Source organism: Corallococcus sp. AB030 (genome assembly GCF_003668965.1).
GTDB lineage: Bacteria > Myxococcota > Myxococcia > Myxococcales > Myxococcaceae > Corallococcus > Corallococcus exiguus.
This window is the reverse complement of the sequence record NZ_RAWQ01000063.1, coordinates 24,461-44,015: the sequence shown is the minus strand read 5'-3', so window position 1 is coordinate 44,015 and position 19,555 is coordinate 24,461. Positions and strand designations below refer to the sequence as shown.

At 69.6% G+C, this 19,555-nt stretch carries 17 protein-coding genes; 9 read left to right on the top strand and 8 right to left on the bottom strand.

Going from position 1 to position 19,555, the window contains the following annotated elements:
- From D7Y15_RS17225 to D7Y15_RS17210, 4 genes are all read left to right on the top strand, one after another.
- Positions 1 to 272 (top strand): ATP-binding protein (locus tag D7Y15_RS17225; protein WP_148712794.1); only part of this gene is annotated, 272 nt, incomplete at its 5' end.
- A complete protein-coding gene (locus tag D7Y15_RS17220) occupies positions 269 to 1,624 on the top strand; it encodes a sigma-54 dependent transcriptional regulator (RefSeq protein WP_121753267.1) in 1,356 nt (451 codons plus the stop codon). The genes D7Y15_RS17225 and D7Y15_RS17220, both read left to right, overlap by 4 nt.
- A 137-nt stretch (positions 1,625 to 1,761) precedes the next feature.
- On the top strand, positions 1,762 to 4,107 hold the full coding sequence (locus D7Y15_RS17215; protein WP_233604985.1) for a hypothetical protein: 2,346 nt from the start codon (positions 1,762 to 1,764) through the stop codon (positions 4,105 to 4,107).
- Between the two features lie 3 nt (positions 4,108 to 4,110).
- Positions 4,111 to 4,704 (top strand): hypothetical protein, encoded by a 594-nt coding sequence (locus D7Y15_RS17210; protein WP_121753265.1) that lies wholly within the window; start codon positions 4,111 to 4,113, stop codon positions 4,702 to 4,704.
- A gap of 10 nt (positions 4,705 to 4,714) precedes the next feature.
- Here D7Y15_RS17210 and D7Y15_RS17205 read toward each other — a convergent pair whose 3' ends face one another.
- From D7Y15_RS17205 to D7Y15_RS17195, 3 genes are all read right to left on the bottom strand, one after another.
- Positions 4,715 to 5,662 carry a methyltransferase gene (locus D7Y15_RS17205; RefSeq protein ID WP_233604984.1) on the bottom strand — a complete coding sequence of 316 codons (948 nt, stop codon included), beginning with the start codon at positions 5,660 to 5,662 and terminating at the stop codon, positions 4,715 to 4,717.
- A 101-nt stretch (positions 5,663 to 5,763) separates the two neighbouring features.
- Positions 5,764 to 6,387: a CoA pyrophosphatase gene (locus tag D7Y15_RS17200; protein WP_120578426.1), complete on the bottom strand. Its 624-nt coding sequence runs from the start codon at positions 6,385 to 6,387 to the stop codon at positions 5,764 to 5,766.
- Between the two features lie 14 nt (positions 6,388 to 6,401).
- Entirely contained in the window at positions 6,402 to 7,295 is an 894-nt protein-coding gene (locus D7Y15_RS17195; protein WP_120578427.1) for an undecaprenyl-diphosphate phosphatase, read from the bottom strand.
- Between the two features lie 139 nt (positions 7,296 to 7,434).
- Here D7Y15_RS17195 and D7Y15_RS17190 point away from each other — a divergent pair, with 139 nt between their 5' ends.
- Complete coding sequence (locus D7Y15_RS17190; protein ID WP_120579882.1) at positions 7,435 to 7,908, top strand: YchJ family protein; 474 nt, start codon at positions 7,435 to 7,437, stop codon at positions 7,906 to 7,908.
- A gap of 194 nt (positions 7,909 to 8,102) precedes the next feature.
- Here the strand turns inward: D7Y15_RS17190 and D7Y15_RS17185 are convergent, their stop codons facing one another.
- Both D7Y15_RS17185 and D7Y15_RS17180 read right to left on the bottom strand, forming a co-directional pair.
- The gene (locus D7Y15_RS17185; protein WP_120579881.1) at positions 8,103 to 8,510 is read right to left on the bottom strand and encodes a type II secretion system protein GspG; all 408 of its coding nucleotides are present in this window, start codon (positions 8,508 to 8,510) and stop codon (positions 8,103 to 8,105) included.
- A 107-nt stretch (positions 8,511 to 8,617) separates the two neighbouring features.
- A complete protein-coding gene (locus tag D7Y15_RS17180; protein ID WP_121753263.1) occupies positions 8,618 to 9,019 on the bottom strand; it encodes a type II secretion system protein GspG in 402 nt (133 codons plus the stop codon).
- A gap of 246 nt (positions 9,020 to 9,265) precedes the next feature.
- Here D7Y15_RS17180 and D7Y15_RS17175 point away from each other — a divergent pair, with 246 nt between their 5' ends.
- Positions 9,266 to 10,003, top strand: a complete 738-nt coding sequence (locus D7Y15_RS17175; RefSeq protein WP_304988682.1) for a di-heme oxidoredictase family protein — start codon at positions 9,266 to 9,268, stop codon at positions 10,001 to 10,003.
- Position 10,004: 1 nt separating this feature from the next.
- Here the strand turns inward: D7Y15_RS17175 and D7Y15_RS17170 are convergent, their stop codons facing one another.
- The 3 genes from D7Y15_RS17170 to metK form a co-directional block, all read right to left on the bottom strand.
- Positions 10,005 to 11,255 carry a glycosyltransferase gene (locus D7Y15_RS17170; RefSeq protein WP_121753262.1) on the bottom strand — a complete coding sequence of 417 codons (1,251 nt, stop codon included), beginning with the start codon at positions 11,253 to 11,255 and terminating at the stop codon, positions 10,005 to 10,007.
- Between the two features lie 83 nt (positions 11,256 to 11,338).
- A complete protein-coding gene (locus tag D7Y15_RS17165) occupies positions 11,339 to 12,256 on the bottom strand; it encodes a methionyl-tRNA formyltransferase (RefSeq protein WP_121753261.1) in 918 nt (305 codons plus the stop codon).
- A 128-nt stretch (positions 12,257 to 12,384) separates the two neighbouring features.
- On the bottom strand, positions 12,385 to 13,575 hold the full coding sequence (gene metK, locus D7Y15_RS17160; RefSeq protein ID WP_120579877.1) for a methionine adenosyltransferase: 1,191 nt from the start codon (positions 13,573 to 13,575) through the stop codon (positions 12,385 to 12,387).
- 233 nt (positions 13,576 to 13,808) lie between these two features.
- Between metK and D7Y15_RS17155 the strand changes: the two genes are divergently transcribed.
- The 3 genes from D7Y15_RS17155 to D7Y15_RS17145 all read left to right on the top strand — a co-directional run bounded on the left by D7Y15_RS17155 (position 13,809) and on the right by D7Y15_RS17145 (position 19,458).
- Entirely contained in the window at positions 13,809 to 14,405 is a 597-nt protein-coding gene (locus D7Y15_RS17155) for an ABC transporter substrate-binding protein (RefSeq protein ID WP_120579876.1), read from the top strand.
- Positions 14,406 to 14,523: 118 nt separating this feature from the next.
- Entirely contained in the window at positions 14,524 to 16,692 is a 2,169-nt protein-coding gene (locus tag D7Y15_RS17150; protein ID WP_121753260.1) for a site-specific recombinase, read from the top strand.
- Positions 16,693 to 16,806: 114 nt separating this feature from the next.
- Positions 16,807 to 19,458: an RND family transporter gene (locus D7Y15_RS17145; protein WP_121753259.1), complete on the top strand. Its 2,652-nt coding sequence runs from the start codon at positions 16,807 to 16,809 to the stop codon at positions 19,456 to 19,458.
- Positions 19,459 to 19,555: the final 97 nt, after the last annotated feature.

The window sequence follows — 19,555 nt, the reverse complement described above, 5'->3', positions numbered from 1 at the left end:
CTCCCGTCCACGTCGCGCTACACGAAGCGGCGGACGGCCGCGTGCACGTCACCGTGAGCGATGGCGGCAGCGGTGTCCCGGGTGTTCTGGAGGGCCCTGTCCTCACCCGAGGACTGTTCAGCACCAAGCCCGGCGGCAGCGGGCTGGGCCTGCCCATCGCGCAGAAGATCGCCCACGAGCACGGCGGCACCTTGAGATTGGAGCCGGGCGCCCGGGGTGGCACCCGGGCCCAGGTGGTGCTGCCTTCCGACGCCTCCCAGGTGGCCGCATGAAGACCGGAGCCCGCATCCTCATCGTCGACGACGACCCCGGCGTCCTGAGGGCCGTGCGTGGATTGCTCCAAGACGGAGGCTTCACCCCCGTGGAGGCCCGCTCCACGGCGGAGGCCGCGCGTTTGCTCGAAGCGCCCGACGCGCCTCCCGCGCTGATGCTGCTGGACCTGCGCATGCCGGGCGAGACGGGGCTGGAGCTGCTGGCACGTCTGCCCAAGCCACTGCCCGTGCCGGTGGTGGTCCTGTCCGGCGAAGCCTCTCCTTCCGAAGCAGTGCAGGCCCTGAAGCTGGGGGCCACGGACTTCGTGGAGAAGCCTCCGTCCCCCGAGCGGCTCCTCACGGCGCTGCACAACGCGCTGGCCCTGGGCGCCCTGCGCGAGGAGCGCGAACGCTTGCTGGACGCGCTGGCCCAGCCGGGGAACCTGGTGGGCGAAAGCCCGGCCATGGAGTCCCTGCGCCAGCTCATCGCGCGCGTGGGTCCCAGCGACACGGCCGTGCTGATTACCGGCGAGACAGGGACCGGCAAGGAGCGCGTGGCGCAGGCGCTGCACAAGGCCTCCGGGCGCAAGGGCCGGCTGGTGGCGGTCAACTGCGCGGCCATTCCTTCGACGCTGCTGGAGAGCGAGCTGTTCGGCCACGAGCGAGGCGCCTTCTCCGGCGCGGTGGCGCGCCGCGCGGGCCGCTTCGAACAGGCACAGGGCGGCACGCTGTTCCTCGACGAGTTGGGGGACATGCCGCTGGAGCTCCAGGCCAAGCTGCTGCGAGTCCTGGAGACGCGTCAGGTGGAACGACTGGGCGGCACGCTGCCGGTGGCGGTGGACGTGCGCATCCTCGCGGCCACGCATCAGGACCTGGGCCGCGCGGTGAAAGAGGGCCGCTTCCGGCAGGACCTCTTCTTCCGGCTCAACGTGCTGCCGCTGCACCTGCCACCGCTGCGCGAACGCCCCGAGGACCTGCTGCCCCTCGCGCGCGTCTTCGCGGCAGAGCTCGCGGGTCCCAAGACGCCGCTCGTGCTCGCGCCAGGAGCGGAGGGCGCGCTTCGTGCCTACCCGTGGCCCGGCAACGTGCGTGAGCTGCGCAACGTCATCGAACGACTGAACCTGCTCCGAGGCGACGGTCCGCTGGAGCTGAGGCCAGACGCGGTGGCGACTCCCACGGGCACCGCGCCCGCGCCGCGCACGACGTTGGGGGACAAGAGCTACCGCGAGCACGTGGAGGACTTCGAGCGGGACCTCATCCGCGCCGCGCTCCGCGAGGGCGAAAGCATCGCCGGGGCCGCGCGCATCCTCCAGGTGGACCGAGGCAACCTCTACCGGCGCATCAAGGCCCTGGGCCTGCCCGTCTCTTCGTGAGCCGCGCGATGTCACGGCCACAACCGCCCGACACATCAGGATGTGTCCATGACATCCGCCCGGCTGCTCGCCCTCCGTCGTTCCGGGCACTTGCGGTGAGGCCGCACCTGGAACGGAGCATGCTCCTGCCGCCTTCCATGAATCGTCTCGCACTAGCGCTCTGCTTCGTCTCGCTCGCGGCCCTGGGCCAACCCTCACCGGATGCCGGTACCTCCGACGCGTCCGTGGCCCTCTCCCCATCCACCGCACCACCAGAGGGCGAAGCCGCCTCGGAGGACTGGAGCTACCCGACGTGCCCGGAGGGCTTCGACAAGGATGACGACGACCTCTCGGACTCCACGGTCCTCGGAGCCCTGCAGGTCGAGGTCGACGGCCGGGGACTCACGCCCGCGGGCCTGGAGTTTCGCGGCCTCCAGCGGCTCACGGATCCGCAGGTCCGCAAGCTCGTGGGTGCGCCTCCCGCGGAAGACTCGCGGCCCCTGACGGCCACGCAGGTGCAGTCCCTGCTGCATCGCCTGGCACGCACCGGCCTCTTCGCCCGCGTGGAGCCCCGCGTTCGCGTCAGTGATCAGGGTCCGGCCCTGCTCGAAGTGACCTTGCAGGAGAACCCCACGCTCACGTCGGTGGAGTTCGAAGGCCTCCAGGACCTCCGGCCCGACGAACTGTGGGGAGCGCTGTTCGAACTGTCCTCCCCTGCCTCCGACGAGGACGATGCCGAGGACGAGGTCACCACGCTGCGCGTCCACAAGCGCCACGGGACCCTGCGGGTCGTCAGCCCCTGCCCCGCGCCGCGACCGCCCCGTCCGTGGCTGGCTCGACGAGAGGAGGGCGCGTTCCGCCCCGGCATCATGCTGGGAGGCCTGGACGCCGCGCTCGACCGGGTCCTCAAGACCCTTCGCGAGGACGACGGTTACCTGCTCGCGACGGTGTCCGCCACGCTGTCCCCCGAAGGCCGGCTGGTCGTGATGGTGGATGAAGGCCAGCTGGAGTCCGTGGAGGTGCGCGGCGTGGACGACGCGATGGCCACGCGCGTGCGTGAAGCCCTGGGCCTGGAGCCCGGCGACGTCTTCCTCCGGAGTGATGCCCGCCGTGCCATGGAGCGCATGGAGTCGCGGCTGCCCTTCCTGCGCGCGGTGGACAGCGATGACCTTCAGGACGAACGCACGACCGTGCGCATCGTCGAGGAACGCGAGGACGACGGCACGCGGCTTTACCGCACGAAGGAGGAGCCCCGTCGCGAGTCGCGGCGCCACGAGCGCGTGGAGTTCGAGGTGGGCTGGAGCCGGATGTTCGGAGAGGTCGACGCAGGGAGCGACGGCCTCACGCTGGAGGGGAAGAAGCTGATCGTCCACGTGCGCCCGCGTCCTCCGGACCTGGACGTGGACCTGTTGCCCGTGCACACGCAGGTGACGGGCTTCGCCCCGGGACTCTCGGCGAGCCTGCGCATCTTCGACTCGCGGGACCGCGTGCACACGACGCTGGAGGGAGCCTTCTTCATCCCCCTGCGGCTGGGCGGGCAGCGCATCCCGGGCGATCCGGAAGGCACCAGCAATCAGCGCCACGTCAACCTGCTGGGCGGCGCCAAGGTGCAGCTGCCCGCGCTGGGCATCGAGGAGCTCGGCGCGCAGGTGCACGACTTCATCGACACGCTGGACCGCTGGCGGCTGGGGGACTTCGACTCGTACTTCTACTCGTTCCTCATCAACCGGCCGGACCGGGACTACTTCCGCCGTCAGGGCTTCACGGCCTTCGCCACCTGGCGCTGGGCGGAGTCGTGGCTCGCGGGCGTGGAGGTGCGCGGTGACACGATGAGTTCGCTCCAGTCGTTCACGCCGCCGCTCAGCCTCTTCCGGAGCGACGACCCGCCGTTCCCGAACGCGCCAGTGAACGAGGGCCGGTTCCGTTCAGCGGTGGTGCGGTTGGAGTACAGCGGCACGGCGGAGCGTGGCACTCGCGTGGGATCCCTCTTCCGCACGCCGGAGACGTCCCTCTTCGAGCGCCACAAGAACTGGAAGCGCGAGCCCGCGCTGCGCGGCTTCGTGACGCTGGAGGTGGGTGAAGGCACGGGCGCGGGCGGCGCGGATGCGCGCTTCTGGAAGCTGGTGGGCGACGTCGCCATGGACGTGCCCATGAACTGGCACACGGGCCTGAACCTGCGCCTGCGAGCCGCGATGGGCCACGACCTGCCGCTCCAGAAGCAGGAGGCGCTGGGAGGCTGGACCGCGCTGCGAGGCTTCGGCTTCAAGGAGTTCCGAGGCGGCGACAGCTCGGTGCTCGCGAGCGCCGAGTACCGCTGGCACGGCCTGGGCATCTTCGCGGACCTGGGCGCGGTGCATGCCGCGAACGCGTGGTCGGGTGCGCAGCTCGGCCTGGGTGGCAGCTTCCACTTCAGCGACGCCGTGCGCTTCGAGGCCGCCTGGCGCATCGACGAAAAGGCCCAGCTCACGCCCGAAGCGCGCCTGCTGTTCAACCGGACCTTCTGAGCCATGGGAAGGCACGCAACAAAGAGCAGGCATGGCGCGGCGCTCGTCGTCGCGGCAGGCCTGCTCGCGTCCGGAGCGCACGCGGAAGAGGCGTCCGCGGCCTGCACCGCGACGCTCTCCGGAAAGCGCGTGATGGTCCGGCCGGAGGCACGCGCCTTCATCTCCCCGGAGCTGGACCGGCTGGTGCGGCTGGGACTCGCGGGAAAGCTGGAGGTGGAGCTGACACTCTGGCGGCGCCGTTCCTTCTGGTTCGACGCGCACCTGGACAGCGCACGAGTCACCCAGGTGCTCGCGTTCACCCGCGAGGGTTACGTGCTGGACGGGCGCGAGCTGACGGGAGGCGTGGGCACGCTGGAGCTGGAGCGCGTGGCCTGGACACTGGACTCAAGGCCCGGAGCGGACGAGCACTTCGTCGTGCAGGTGGAGGTGCGGCTCCAGGTCGTGACGGCCACGAGCCTGGGCCGCATGGCGCGGTGGCTCACCCAGGGTGAGGCCTCGTCCTCCGGCGCGCCAGTCCTGGGGAGCCTGCTGCGCTCCGTGGCGGAAGACCTCGCGAGACAGTCCACCGGTCGCTGCGACGTGAGCCGTCAGCCCTGACGCGGGGCACTCAACCCCGCCGCGCCACCAGCGCCACCAGCGCGATGCGCTCCACGCCCGCGTATGGCGCCTTCTCCATCTCCTCGCCGAACACGTCCGGATCCAGCTCCTCGTAGCGAACCTCCGCGAGCGGCGCGGCTCGCCACACCGGCTCCAGCGCGGTGCGCAGCAAATCCTCGCCGTCCACCACCGGCGCGCCCGTGTAGAGCACCAGCGTGCCGCCCGGCTCCAGGCGCTCCACGCCTTCACGCACGATGCGCACGGACAACTCCGTGCCATGCGTGCCGCCACCATCCCGGTACGTGCGCTTGTCCGTATCCGCCAGGTACGGCGGGTTCGCCATGATCAGATCGAACCGGCCGGACACGTCTCGCAGCAGGTCCGAGTGCACCGCCTGGGCTCCCTGCGCGCCATTCAGCCTCGCGTTCACCCGCGAGAACTCCAGCGCCAACGGGTTCAGGTCCGCGAGCACCACCTCCGCGCTCCGCCCCGCCACCGACAGGCCTCCGGCTCCGGAGCCACACCCCAGGTCCACCACTCGCCGGAAGCTGCCTGGCACCCGCTGGAGCAACGCGCAGAACCGGTAGGTGTCCGGTCCGAAGAACACCGCGTCCTGCTCCGACGTGGGCCACGCGGAATGGACATACAGCCCCGCCCCCAGGCTGGAGAACCGCACCCGGCTCCGGTGCGTCCCGTCCTTGCAGTCCACCAGCGCGCCCGCCTCCTCCAGCAGCGCCACCATCCGAGGCTCCAGCACGCCCGGCCCGAAGGGACGGCTCCACCCGAACACGTCCCGGACTGAATGGGCCTGCTTCGCCCCCGGCCGCGCATTCACCCGCCGGTGCGTCTCCGGAGTCACCGTGGTGAAGACGTACCCCCTGGCGCGCAGGACCTCTCCCAGCGCCACCAGCGCGGCCTCCCTCACCTCCATGCCCCCGGCCCCATTGCCACCGTCCACGTCCCGCCCTTTCAAAGGGTTTCCCCCTGAACGTGGGACCGGCCCTCCAGGGCGACAAGGCACCTTCCGCCAGGGCCGCCCGCCAGCACGGACTTCGCGGTTCAGCGGTCAGCAGGCGAGGGAGCGTCCAGCAGGTCGTGGATGCCCGGCACCTCCACCACGAACTGCAGGAAGTTGCGCAGGATGCGCCCCGTGGCGCCCCAGATGACGTGCTCGCCGTGCGTGTAGAAGTGCACGTCGTGCTCCATCCCCTCCCACGTGTGTCGCTCCACCCGGAGGATGGAGGGGTCCAGCAGGCGCACCAGCGGCACCTCCAGCACCAGGTCCACCTCCGCCGGGTTGGGCACGTACTTCCCATCCCCCGGGATGACGCCCACGTAGGGACGGATGCGGTACGCGGACGTGGTGGGCGTCTCGTCCAGCAGACCCAGCACGCGCACGTGGGTGCGCGCGACGCCCAGTTCCTCGTCCGTCTCGCGCAGCGCGGTCTCCAGCGGGGTGACGTCCCGAGCCTCCTGGCCTCCGCCCGGGAACGCGTACTGCCCCGCGTGCGTGCGCAGGGTGGCGGGCCTCCGCGTGAAGACGACGTGGGGCACGCCGTCCCGCTCGAAGAGGGGCACCAGCACCGCGGCCTCTCGCAGCGCCCGGCCCTTCCACTCGAACGTCCGCGCCGGCCTCGCCGTCAGCCGCGTCTCCAGCGCATCGAACAGGGCCTGCACACGCACGACCTCCCCCTTCCTCAGTCCGTGATCTGCTTCTCCACCGGCGGCTTCGTCGGCGCATCCGGCGTCGCCAGGTTCTCCACGCCAGACATTGGCTTGAGGATGTTCGCCTGCAACAGCCCCAGCAACAGCACGCCCAGCGCGATGCGGTACACCACGAACACCAAGGTGGTGCGCCGCTTCAGGAAGCTCAACAGCCACGCGATGGCCGCCATGCCCGACAGGAAGGCCACCAGCGTCCCCACCACCAGGGCCACCGTCGACGGACGCTGCGTGGCCTCCAGCAGGTGCTTCAGCTCGAAGATGCCCGCCAGCGTCGTCGCCGGAATGGACAACAGGAACGAGTAGCGCGCCGCGTCCTCGCGCTTGAGCCCCAGCGACAGGCCGCCCGTGAGCGTCGTGCCGGACCGGGACGACCCCGGCACCAGCGCCAGCGCCTGCCACAGGCCGATGATGATGCCGTCCTTCCACGTCATGTCCGCCACGGTGCGCTGGTGTGACGCGCGCTTCTCCACGACGAACAGCACGATGGCCAGCACGATGAGGCTGCCCGCGATGACGTAGAGCGAACGGAACTGCGTCTCGATGACCTTCTTGAACGCGAGCCCGCAGATGCCGATGGGCAGCGTGCCCACGCCCACGAACCACGCGAGCCGCGCCTCCATCGTGCCGAACGGGTCCCGCCTCACCAGCCCCACGACGAACGCCTTCACCAGCGCGACGATGTCCTTGCGGAAGTAGATGAGCACCGCGGCCACCGTGCCCAGCTGGATGATGGCCGAGTACGCCGCACCCGGATCCGGCCAGCCGAACAGCTCCGGCGCGATGCGCAGGTGCGCGGTGGAGCTGATGGGCAGGAACTCCGTGAGACCCTGGACCAGACCCAGGACGATGGCTTCAAGCAGGCTCATAGGGGACGTGGCCGCCAGGGATATGCCCTGCCCCCCTGCCCCGCAAGCGCGAAGGTTCCCCACACCACGGCCCAGGTCCGCCACCCGACCGTCCAGCCTGGGAAGCCGGGAGGGGAACCCGGGTAGGCTTGGCCCCGCCATGCCCCCCGTCCCCCTGTGTCCCTGCTCCTCCGGCCAGCGCTACAAGCAGTGCTGCGCCCCCTTCCACAAAGGCGAGGCGGAAGCCCCGGACGCCGAGCGCCTGATGCGCAGCCGCTACAGCGCCTTCGCCTGGCGCGAGGCCGCCTACCTGTGGAAGACGCTCCACCCCGACCACCCGATGCGGGCCCGTCCAGAAGCGGACGTCGTGCGCGAGCTGCGCGCCTTCGCCCAGGCCCACCAGTACCCGGGGCTGGCGGTGTTGGGCCACCAGCCTCCGGACACCACGGGGCTCGCCCGCGTCCTCTTCTTCGCCAAGGTGTTCGAGAAGGGGAAGGACCAGTCCTTCGTGGAGCGCTCTGACTTCCGCCACGACGGCACCGGCTGGCGCTACCTGGACGGCGTCCTCAAGCTGCCCCGCGAGCTGAAGGTCCCGCCCGAGTCCCTCACGCTGGAAACCTTCCCCGCGGCATGAAGGCGCGGCCGCGAAAATCCCCCGTCAGGATTTTCGCGGCATTTGCGTCCCTGGGAGTGCTGCCCGGCCGGAGAGGCCCTACACGCTCTGGTACGGCTCCCCTCACAGGGAGCTTGCGGTTCGAATCCGCCTTGGCCTGAAACGCCACCCAATCGTGGCTTCTCCACTCGGGCAGCACCCTTTTCCTCCCTCCGTCACCCTCGGGACCGCGCGTCCCGGTCGAGTGACGAGAGGTCCCGGTCATCGCCGTCACCGCCCGGTGCGCCATCCGCGCCCAGTGACACGATGGCCGGCACGCCCCTGTCCAGCGTGTACACGTAGTCATTGCCCCACGGGTCGCGCGGCAGCTCCGGGAGGATGCTCTCCTCCACCAGCACGCGCAGCCCGGAGGTGGTGTCCGGCAGCCGGCCCTTCTTCATCGCGTACAGCTGGAGTCCCTGCCCCAGCGAACCGAAGTCCAGGCCCACGCGCTGCTGCTTCGCCTGGCCGAACTGACTCATCACCGACACGCCCACCGCGGCGGCGATGAGGCCCAGGATGGTGATGACGACCATGATTTCAATCAGCGTCATGCCGCGCTGACGTCGCTTCTTCCTGTCCATGTCTGTCTTTCTGACACGCCGACCGGCACGGGCCGGGGTCAACGTGTCCCTCACGGAAGGCCCCTCTGCCTTCCGGGATGACTGCCATTGCAACCCGTGGGCCCACTTCACTCCGCCAGGAGGGCGCGAGAGGAGTGGTCCGCGTCCGGGCCTTCGCCGTCCGGGATGCCGTCACGGCCATAGGACAGGATGACCGGCGTGCCCGCCTCCACGCGGTACACATAGTCATGGCCCCAGGGGTCCACGGGGATGCGCTCCAGGAGGCGTTCCTCCACGAGCGCGGAGAGCCCCACGGATGGCGGCGGCACGTGTCCCGCCCGCTCCGCGTACCGAGTCACCGCCTTCAGCAGGTGCCGCATGTCCAGGGCCACCATCCGCAGCTGCGCCCCTCGCTCCAGGTTCATCATGGACAGCGCCAGCACGGCGTAGCCGATGAGGACCAGCGCCACGAAGACAAGCAACCAGCTGTAGGTCTTGAGCCAGGGACGGAGGCCGATTCGAGAGGGCATGTCTGTCTTTCTGGCGCGAACGTCATGTGCGACGCGCCACCGTGTCGTGTCACCGCGCGCACCGGGCGCGGCCTCACGGCGCCACCGTGCAATCGCCGCACCCACCCCACCCCCTTGCGCGCGAGGCGCATGCCGCCTCGAATCGACTTTGCGAATCAATCTCAAATAAGCCAGCCAAAACGGTAATCCGTGAACGGCCAGCGAGGCGGGTCCATGCGGGGACACAAAGCGATGTGGAGTGCGTGGGTGGCGACGCTGCTGCTGCTCGGAGCGTGTGGTGACGACGACCCGACGCCCCAGCCCTCGGGCAACACGAATGCGGGTGTGACCGTGGACGCGGGCACGGATGCCGGCACGCAGACGGACGCGGGCCCGCAGGCCGCGGCGCCCACGGTGTCCTTCACCTCGCCCACGGAGGGCGCCCAGGTGGAGGCGTTCCCGGTGCAGGTGCAGGCGGTGGTTCGCGCCGAGGGCGGGCTCGCGACGCTGGCGGTCACGCCCAACAGCGGAACCGCCACGAATGTCCCCGTCACGCAGGGCCAGACGGAGCAGTCGGTGACGGTGCCCGTGGAGCCGGTGGCGGGCGGGAACACCGTCGTCCTGCGCGCGGTGGACGCGGCGGGCCAGGCCACGGAAGCGACGCTGCACTTCACCTACGTCGCGCCCACCGTCGACACGCAGGCCCCGACGCTGGCGCTCACCAGCCCCACCGAGGGCCAGGACCTCACCGTGTACCAGGTGAGCGTCACGGGCCGGGCCACGGACAACGTCGCGGTCACGGGCCTCACGTGGCAGCTCAACGGCGGCGCGGAGGAGTCCGCCACCGTGAACGGCCACACGCGCCTGCTGCACGACGGCCGCGCGCGCTCCGTGCTGGAGGCCATCCTCTGGCACGGCGGCGAAGCCCAGGCCTCGCACGAAACCGTGCAGCGCATATCCCCGAAGGAGCGCGCCGCGCTGCTCGCGTTCCTGGACTCGCTCTGAATCACGTCGTCATGTGCGGCAGCGGACGCAGGTGGTAGCGGGCCTCGAACGCGTTGAACAAGTCCAGGTACTGCTCCAGGTAGCGCGTGAGCAGGAAGCGGCGGCGCACCGTCTCGTGCGCATGGTGCCCCAGCTGGTTGCGCAGCTTCGGGGTCCGGAGCAACTGCACGATGCGCTGGGCGCACTGGTCCACCGAGTCCACCAGGAAGCCGTTGTGCCCGTCTTCAATCTGATGACGGATGCCGCCCACGTTCCCTCCGATGACGGGCGTGCCCTTCCACATCGCCTCCGCCACCGTGAGCCCGAAGCCCTCGCGCAGTGACTTCTGCACCACCACCGCCGCGCGGCGCTGGAGCGCGTTCACCAGCGCCGTGTCCTCCTGGCTGAGGATGATGAGCCGCTCGTCCTTGTGCCGCATCACCTGCTCGTAGACCTGCTGCCCCTCCGGGTCGTCCGACGCCATGTTGCCCAGCAACACCAGCGTGCACGGCATCTCCTTGCGCGCGATCCGCCACGCGGCCACCACGCCCTCCGGGTCCTTCCACCGGTCGAAGCGTGACACCTGCACCACCAGCGGCAGGTCCGTGGGGATGTGGTGATGCTGGAGCCGCTCTTCAATCTCCGACTCGCTCATCTCCCGGTTCTTGATGGAGAACGGATCGATGGCCGGCATGAAGAACACCTGCGGGGTGGACAGCTCGCGCGCGTACTCCGGGATGCTCAACACCGTCGCGTCGTACTGCTCCACGAACTGCTTGAGGTACGCCCACAGCGACGGCTCCGGATTCGACAGGTCCACGTGGCAACGCCAGATCCACGGCCCGCGCTTGCGGCTGTACCGCACGATGGGCAACGGCTGCGGATCATGGATGACGACCCGGTCGTGGTCCAACCGGTTGCGCACCGCGTTCTCGTAGACGACCTCTTCGTAGATGGTCGCCTTCATCGACGTCAGGTGGATGTCCGCGCCCTGCAGCGCGTTGTGCATCTTCTTCGTGATGCTGAAGAAGTCCGGCGGACCCTGGATGGCCCGCCACTCGGTGGCCATGCCCACGCTGTTCATCAGCAGCGTCAGCGGTGACAGCAGCTCCGCCACCCCGCCGCCGTAGTACGTGGAGTTGACGTGCACGACCCGCAGGTCCTGCAGCGGGCGCGCCTTCTCCAGGATGCGCTCCACCACCTCCGCGCCCACGTAGCGCTCGTAGTGCTCGACCTGGACGAGGGGGTAGGGGTCTCCGGGATTCTTCGCCATACCCTTGGATGTGTCCGCCCGTCGGCAGGTGCCACCCGCGCGCCCCCATCCGCTCGCCCGGCTGCCCGCCGTGGCGCTCCCGCTCAGGCCTCTTCCGGCGCGTGCGACACCACCCAGAGCGGCGTGTCCCCACACTGCACCAGCAGTTCGTCTCCCTGTCGGGCCAGCAACGTGCCCGGCTCCGCGCAAGGCTTCTCGCCCCGCCACATCCGCGTGCGCCGCACCCGGACCCAGCGGCCATCGAGCCGGGCCCTCGCATCGCCCCTGCCCCCACGCCACCCGGCGAAGCGGCACGCGCGCACCTTCAAGTGCACGGAGCGCGCGCTGTCGCGCCAGTCGATGTCCCGATACGCCGGCTCGAAGAAGGGCGCGAAGGTCGCGTCGGCCCCCGCCTGTTGCTCGCCCACGTCTCCCCGCGCCACGCGCTCCACCACCCCGGGAAGCAGCCGGCGCGACGCGAGCATCAGCTTCTCGAAGACCACCTCCTCCGTGTCCTCGTCCGTCACCGGGAACGCCCCCTGCGCGAGCACGGGTCCGGTGTCGAAGCTCGCGTCCATGCGGTGGAAGGTGAGCCCCAGCTCGCGAGCGTCCTCGCGCAACGCCCACCCCAGCGGACAGGGCCCCCGGTATCGAGGAAGCAGGGACGGGTGCACGTTCACCGCCCCCAGCCGCGCCAGCGCCAGCGCCTCTGGCGGCAACCGCCACGGAAAGAAGAAGCACAGCAGGAGGTCCGGCCTCAGGCCCGCCAACCGGGGCGTCAGGTGTGCCCGCTCGCTCACCAGCAACACGTCCACTGACGGCGGCGCGGCCTCGAAGAGCCGCCCCAGCTCCGCCCACCCTTCCATGTCCAGTGGGCGCAGGCCCCGGATGCCCGCCGGCACCACCAGCGCCACCACGTCATGCCCCTGGGCCCTCAGCGCCAACGTGAAGTCGTGCGCCACCGCGGGGGCCACGGTGAGCAGCACGATGCGCCAGCCAGGCGCGGCACCCGAAGTCGGCATGGCCGTGTCCTAACAATTCACCCACCGTGTGCGCCCGGCCAACGCACGCGCCATCCGCGGAAATGAAAACGCGCTCGCCCCCGGGAAGGGGACGAGCGCGTGGGCTCAACCGGAGTGCTTCCGGTGCGTCAGACCGCCTTCAGGCGGGGCGTGCGCGTCTTGGGAGCGGGGGCGGCGACCGCCTCACGGAGCGCGTCCTTCTTGTCCGTGCGCTCCCAGGTGAACTCCTTCTCCGCGCGGCCGAAGTGACCGTACGCGGCGGTCTTCTGGTAGATGGGCCGCAGCAGGTCCAGGTGCTCGGTGATTTCGCGCGGGCGCAGGCCGAACGTCTGGCGCACGGCGCGGGCGATCTGCTCCTCCGGCACCGTGGACGTCCCGAAGGTCTCCACCATCACGCTGACAGGCTCCGCCACGCCGATGGCGTAGGACACCTGCACCTCGCAACGACGGGCCAGGCCCGCCGCCACGACGTTCTTCGCGATGTAGCGGCCCATGTACGCGGCCGAGCGGTCCACCTTGGACGGGTCCTTGCCGCTGAACGCGCCGCCACCGTGACGGCCCATGCCGCCGTAGGTGTCGACGATGATCTTCCGGCCCGTGAGGCCCGAGTCGCCCATGGGGCCGCCGATGACGAAGCGGCCCGTGGGGTTGATGAAGAACTTGGTCTTGTTGTCGATGAGCTTCTTCGGCAGGACCTTCAGGATGACGTCCTCGCGGATGGCCTCCTGGATCTTCTTGTTGGAGACGTCATCCGAGTGCTGCGTGGACAGCACCACCGCGTCGATGCGCAGCGGCTTGCCGTCCTTGTACTCCACCGTCACCTGGCTCTTGCCGTCCGGGCGGATCCACGGGTGGTTCTTGCGGCGCACCTCCGCCAGGCGGCGGGTCAGCGCGTGCGCGTAGTGGATGGGCGCGGGCATCAGCTCCGGCGTCTCGTCGCACGCGTAGCCGAACATCATGCCCTGGTCACCGGCGCCCTGGTCCTTCTTGTTGTCCACGCCCCGGGCGATGTCCTGGCTCTGACCCTCGATGGCCACCATGACGCCGCACGTGTGGCCGTCGTAGCCCATGGAGCTGTCGGTGTAGCCAATGCGCGTGATGGTCGAGCGGACGATCTTCGGGATGTCCACGTAACAATTCGTCGTCACCTCGCCAGCGACGATGGCGAGGCCCGTCTTCACGAGCGTCTCCACGGCGACGCGCGCCTGCGGATCCTTGGCGATGATGGCATCGAGCACACCGTCGGAGATCTGGTCGGCGATCTTGTCCGGGTGGCCCTCGGTGACGGATTCAGACGTGAACAGGAAGTCGGTAGGCATGTCTTCTCGGGCTTCGCGCTAATTCGGTGACGCAGCGCAGGGGGCGGACACTAAACGTGCGGTCCCAGCAGAGTCAAACCTGTCGGTACAGGGGTTTATTCGGCGAAAGCGCCCTTCGGACAGGCGGACCCGATGCCGCGGGTGTGCCTGCTCGCCGGATGAATTTATTGGTTCGCGCGGCGTTCCCCTGGGCTACAGGACCCGCGCCCTTCTTCTGGAGGTCACAGACCCATATGAACGCCATCGCCCGCCTTCGCACCCTTCCCTTCCTGGTTGCCATCGCCTTCGCCGTGCCCGCGCTCGCCGCGCCCAAGGCTTCCGAAGCCATCACCAAGCCGGTGAAGACCGTGGTGCAGTCCGTGCGCTACGAGAAGGACCTCAAGGCCCTGGAGAACCTGGGCAGCGACCAGCAGGGACTCTTCCTGCTGGGTGACGAGTGGACCAAGGCCACGGACGCCCAGCGCAAGGAGTTCACCCAGCTCTTCCAGAACCTGTTCGCGAAGATCGCCTTCCCCAAGGTGCGCGAGAACTTCAAGAACCTGGACTCCATCACCTACGACGAGCCGCAGGTGACGGGCGACAAGGCGCTCGTGGGCTCCACCATCTTCATCAACCACCCGCTGAAGAAGCAGGAGATGAAGCTCAAGTACGCCGTGGAGAAGGTGGGCAGCGGCTGGAAGGTCGTGGACGTGTCCGTGCTGGGCGACTCCATGCTCACCGGCATCCGCGATGATCAGGTCCGCCCCCTCTTCAAGGAGGGCGGCTGGGACGGGCTGCTCGGCGCCATGCGTGCGAAGAACAACGAACTGGGTTCGGTGAAGGTGAAGTAATCCAGTCAGTTGCCGCCTGGGCAGCCAGGCAATCATGCCTTCGCCGTCCCTCCGGGTTCCGGGGGAGGCGCGGGCCGGTTAGGCTGGGGCGTTCCTCCTCCCCCGGAGCGCCTGGCGAATGACTGTTTCGACCCCCGCCCCGCGGCTGCTGCTCCGGGGTGTGCCGTCCGACCGTGAGATGGACGCGTTCTGCGTCCAGTACGCGCCCCGGGCCCCCGGCCACCCCGCGGTCCGGGACCTGCTCCGGCTGCTGTCGGAGGTCCCCGACGACGGCCTGGAGCCGCGCCTGGAGTGGGTGGAGCGGTGGATCCACTGGATGCGCGACCGCATCCCCGCCCAGGGCCTCACGGACGCGGACGACCTTGCGCTGTCCCCCTCGAACTCCCGGCTGTCCCTGCTGGTGCGCGTGCTGGAGGGCGAGGGCGCCCTGCGCGCGTCCGTCACCCGGCTGGTGGCGGGGGTGTGCGCGAGCAGCCGGGGGCTGAAGCTCTTCGCCCAGGTGGGCCTGAGCGCCGGCAACGGCTTCTTCTCCGAGCTGACGGACCGCCTCGCGCGCGGCGTGCTGCCCGCGCCGGCGGAGCCGGGCAAGCTGTCGGAGCTGCTCCTGCGCCTGTTCCCGGTGCCGGAGGACGCGGAGTGGCTGAGCGCGCTGTCCCCCTTGCTGCTGGCGCGGCTGACGGCGCTGGTGGGCGACCCGCCCCCACCAGAGCCCACCCCGTCCTCACGCGTGCGCGGGGACCTGATGGACGCGCTGGTGCTGCTGGGCGTGCAGGTGACGGGGCTGGGGCTGGCCGAGGACGTGCGCGACCGCATTCCGGACATGTCCTTTCGCGCGTCGCCCTTCCTGCGGCTGCGGATGGCGGGCGACGCGGTGCTGGCGCGCGACGGGGCCCAGGAGTCGCTGGCGGACCTGCTCCGCGTGGTGGAGGACTGCCGCGGCGTGGTGCGCACCGTCACCCAGCACCTGGAAGACTTCGGCGTCAGCGTGGACCTGGTGTACCGCCTGGAGTGCATCCAGCGCGGCCTGGACCGGATGGAGGCCATCGCGCGGGTGCTGGGCTCGCCCCGGGGTGAGCCGCGCTGGCGCGAGGCGCTGGAGCTCCTGTCGGACCTGCTGCGGCTCGCGCACGAGGACCGCTCCGTGCGTGCGCTGGTGCGCCGCAACGCGCGGCTGCTGGCGCGAAAAATCATCGAGCGCACCGGCAACACGGGTGAGCACTACATCACCTCCACGACGGCCGAGTTCCACCACATGGTGCACTCGGCGGCGGGCGGCGGGCTCGTCGCCGCGGTCGCCGTCGCGCTGAAGTTCCTCCTCACCGGCCTTCCGCTGGCCCCCTTCTTCGCGGGCCTCTTCGTCGCGCTCAACTACGCGGGCGGCTTCGTGGTGATGCAGCTGCTGGGCTTCACGCTGGCCACCAAGCAGCCGTCCATGACGGCCTCCACGCTGGCGGCCGCGGTGGGCGAGGACGCGGGCCCGGACGAGGGCACCCGGCGCATGGAGCGCCTGGCGGCGCTGGTGCCGCGCATCACCCGCTCGCAGCTCGCGGCCATCCTGGGCAATCTGGGCTGCGTCCTTCCCGTGGCGGTGGCGCTGGCGCTGGGCTTCCAGTTCCTCAAGGGCCACGCCTACCTGACCGCGCAGCAGGCGCAGCACGTGGTGGAGACGCTGCACCCCTGGAAGAGCGCGACGCTCCTCCACGCCATCCTGACCGGGGTGATGCTCTGGGCCTCCAGCGTCGCCGCGGGCTGGTTCGAGAACTTCATCGTCTACCGCCGCCTGCCAGAGGCGCTCGCCCACCACCGCGTGCTGCGCGCGCTCTTCGGAGCGACGGGCGCGCGCAAGGTGGCGGACGCGCTGATGCACCACGCGGCGGGCGTGGGCGGCGGCGTCACCCTGGGCGTGCTGCTGGCGGTGATGCCGGGCGTGGGCGGCTTCTTCGGCGTCCCGCTGGACGTGCGGCACGTCACCTTCTCCTTCGGCGCGCTGGCCTTCGCCGGGTGCGCGCTGGGCCCCTCCGCCGTGATGGAGCCGGGCTTCCTGGCGGCCGCCGCGGGGGTGCTCGTCGTGGGCGTCGTCAACTTCGGCGTGTCCTTCACGCTGGCCCTGGGCGTGGCCCTGCGCGCTCGCGACGTCCCGGTGAGCCAGGGCCTGCGCTTCCTGGGCGCGGTGTTCCTGCGCTTCCTGCGAAACCCGCTCCCCTTCCTCATCCCGCCCCGCGACGAGCCCGCCACGGGTGGGACGCAGGCGCAGGTCGTCCCCCTGGCCGGGCCTCCAGGACACTGAAGTCGCGGTTTATTCCCTCGGGACAAGAGGCCCTGTCTCGCGCGGAGGTGGGGCGGACAGGCACCCCGGGCTTTGCTTCCGGGCGGGGACGTTCGGCGATAGGGTCCCGCGCCCATGAGCGGCAATCCTTCTTCCCATCCCCCGCCCCGCCTCGCCCTGGCCTACGCAGAGATGCTGGTCCGGCGCCCCGGCACCGTCATGCTCGTGCTGCTGTTGCTGCTCGGCATCTCGGTGTGGGGCACGTCGAAGCTGACCATCAACTCCAACCAGCTGGACCTCATCTCCCAGGACCTGCAGGAGGTGAAGGACGTCAAGCGCGTCATCGACATGGTGGGCGGCAGCGGCTTCTTCATGCTCACCTTCCGCGGTGACGACGAGGCCACGCTCAAGAAGGTCGCGGACGACGTGGCCGCGATGGTGGGCAAGGACAAGGAGAACGCGCGCTCCATCACCTACAAGATTCCCGTCGAGTTCGTTCAGAACAACATGGTGCTGTTCGTGAAGACGGAGGACCTGGCCGAGGGCAAGCGCCGCATCATGGCGTTCCTCAAGGATCAGATCCGCCGCGCGAACCCCTTCTACATTGAAATCAAGAAGACGGAGCCGGTGAAGCTGGACCTGCAGGACCTGGTCGACAAGTACTCCAGCGTTGGCAACAAGAGCATCGCGGACGACTACTACATCTCCCAGGACCGCAAGCTGCTCCTGCTCCTCATCAAGCCGATGTGGGACACCAACCAGATTGGCCAGACGAAGCAGTACGTGGACAAGCTGCGCGGGGACCTGGAGCAGTACTCCAAGAGCAACCCCGCGGGCGTGCAGCTGGTGGAGGACTACTACAAGATGGGCGACAAGAAGACGGTCGCCTACGGCTTCACGGGTTCCTACAAGACGGCGGTGGACGACTCGTACGCCATCGAGGACTCGCTCCAGCCGGTCACCATCATCGCGCTCGTCGCCATCTTCGCCATCACCATCGCGTTCTTCCGCAAGTGGGCGCCCACGCTCATCGTGGTGAGCGGCACGGTGGCGGGCACGCTGTACACGCTGGGCTTCACCTACGCGACGCTGGGTGAGCTCAACATGATCACCTCCATCCTGGGCGGCATCCTGATGGGGTTCGGCATCGACTACGGCATCCACTTCATCTTCCGCACGCGCCTGGAGCTGGGCGCGGGCAAGCGCTACGACGTGGCCATCCGCGACGCGGTCATCAACGCGGGCCGCCCGGCGCTGGTGTCCGCGGTGGTGGTGGCGGGTTCGTTCTACGTGCTGATGGTGAGCGAGTTCAAAGGCTTCTCCCAGTTCGGCTTCCTGGCCGGCACGGGCACGCTGATGCTGGGCTTCACGCTGTTCTCCTGGTGCCCGGCGCTGCTGGCCATCGCGGGCCGAAGGAACCCGGAGCTGCCGCAGAAGCTCATCGGCGTGATGAAGCCGCCGCCCACGACCAACGCGTCCGGCAAGGAGCTGCGCATCCCGCGCCCCGGCCTGGTGCTGGCGGTGGGCTGCGTGATTGTCGCGGTGGTGTGCGGCGCGGCCATCCCGTGGAAGAGCGGCGAGCCCCCGGCGGACGCGGGCTTCTTCGCGCGGCTGCCGTACGGAGTCCGCTTCAACTACAACACCCGCGCGCTGATGCCGGCGAACCAGCCGTCCGTGGTGCTGCAGGATGAAATCAACGCGCGCTTCAAGATCGCCAGCGACCCGCTCGCCATCTACACCAAGGACCTGGCGGAGACGGAGGCCCTCTACAAGGAGCTGACGGCGGACCCGAAGAAGCGCCCCGCCATCTCCCAGGTGATGAGCCTCTTCACCTTCGTGCCGCCGGAGGGCATCTCCCAGGCGAACGCGAAGATCCTGGAGGAGTGGCAGGAGGAGCTGAAGGAGATCGACGTGAAGGCGCTGCCGCCGGAGACGCAGGAGAAGGCGGCCCTGTTCTTCAAGATGCTGGAGGCCCGGCCCTTCGACGTGCACCAGGTGCCGGAGATCTACGCCTCGCAGTTCCGCCACCTGCCCACCACGAGCCCGGAGAACCACGGCTACCTCACGTTCATCTACCCGAGCGTGGACCTGTGGGACGGCAAGCAGATGCTCCAGTTCGCGGACCAGACCAGCTCCATCAAGGGCATGGTGACGCCGGGCAAGTTCACGGAAGGCGGCCCCACGGGCGCGCCGGTGGAGAAGGAGTTCCGCGCCGCGGGCGCCACGCAGCTGTACGCGTCGCTGGCGCGCATGGTGCTCAAGGACGCGAAGCTCACGGTCATCCTCACCGCGCTGTGGATTCTCGTGATGCACTTCGCGGACTTCCGCAACGCGAAGCTGGCGCTGGCGTCCGTGATTCCGCTGACGGTGGGCCTGGCGATGATGATGGGCTTCATGGCGCTGTTCGACCTGCGCCTGAACTTCATGAACATCATCATCCTGCCCATCCTCCTGGGCTTCGGCGTGAGCCACGGCCTGTACCTCCTGCACCGCTTCCTGGAGGGCACGTCCCCGCTGGTGGCGCTGCGCAGCGTGGGCGCGGCGGTGGTGTCCTCCACGCTGACGGCGGTGGCGGGCTTCGCGGCGCTGCTGGTGGCCAGCCACAACGGCCTGCGCTCCATGGGCATCGTCGCCTGCATCGGCCTCATCACCACGCTGCTGGTGTCCTTCACGGTGCTGGCGGCGGTGATGCAGCTGATGCACGACAAGCGGCAGAAGGACGCGGGACGTTCGCCAGAGGGCGGTTCCGCCACGGGCGGTGACACGTCCTCCACACGCGCCGCCTGACAGCGCGGAGGAAGCGCTTAATATCCGCGCCGGACCTTTCGGCCCCGCCTTCCCTTGAAGGGAAGCGCGGGGCCGTTCTTTTCTTCGGGAGCTTCAA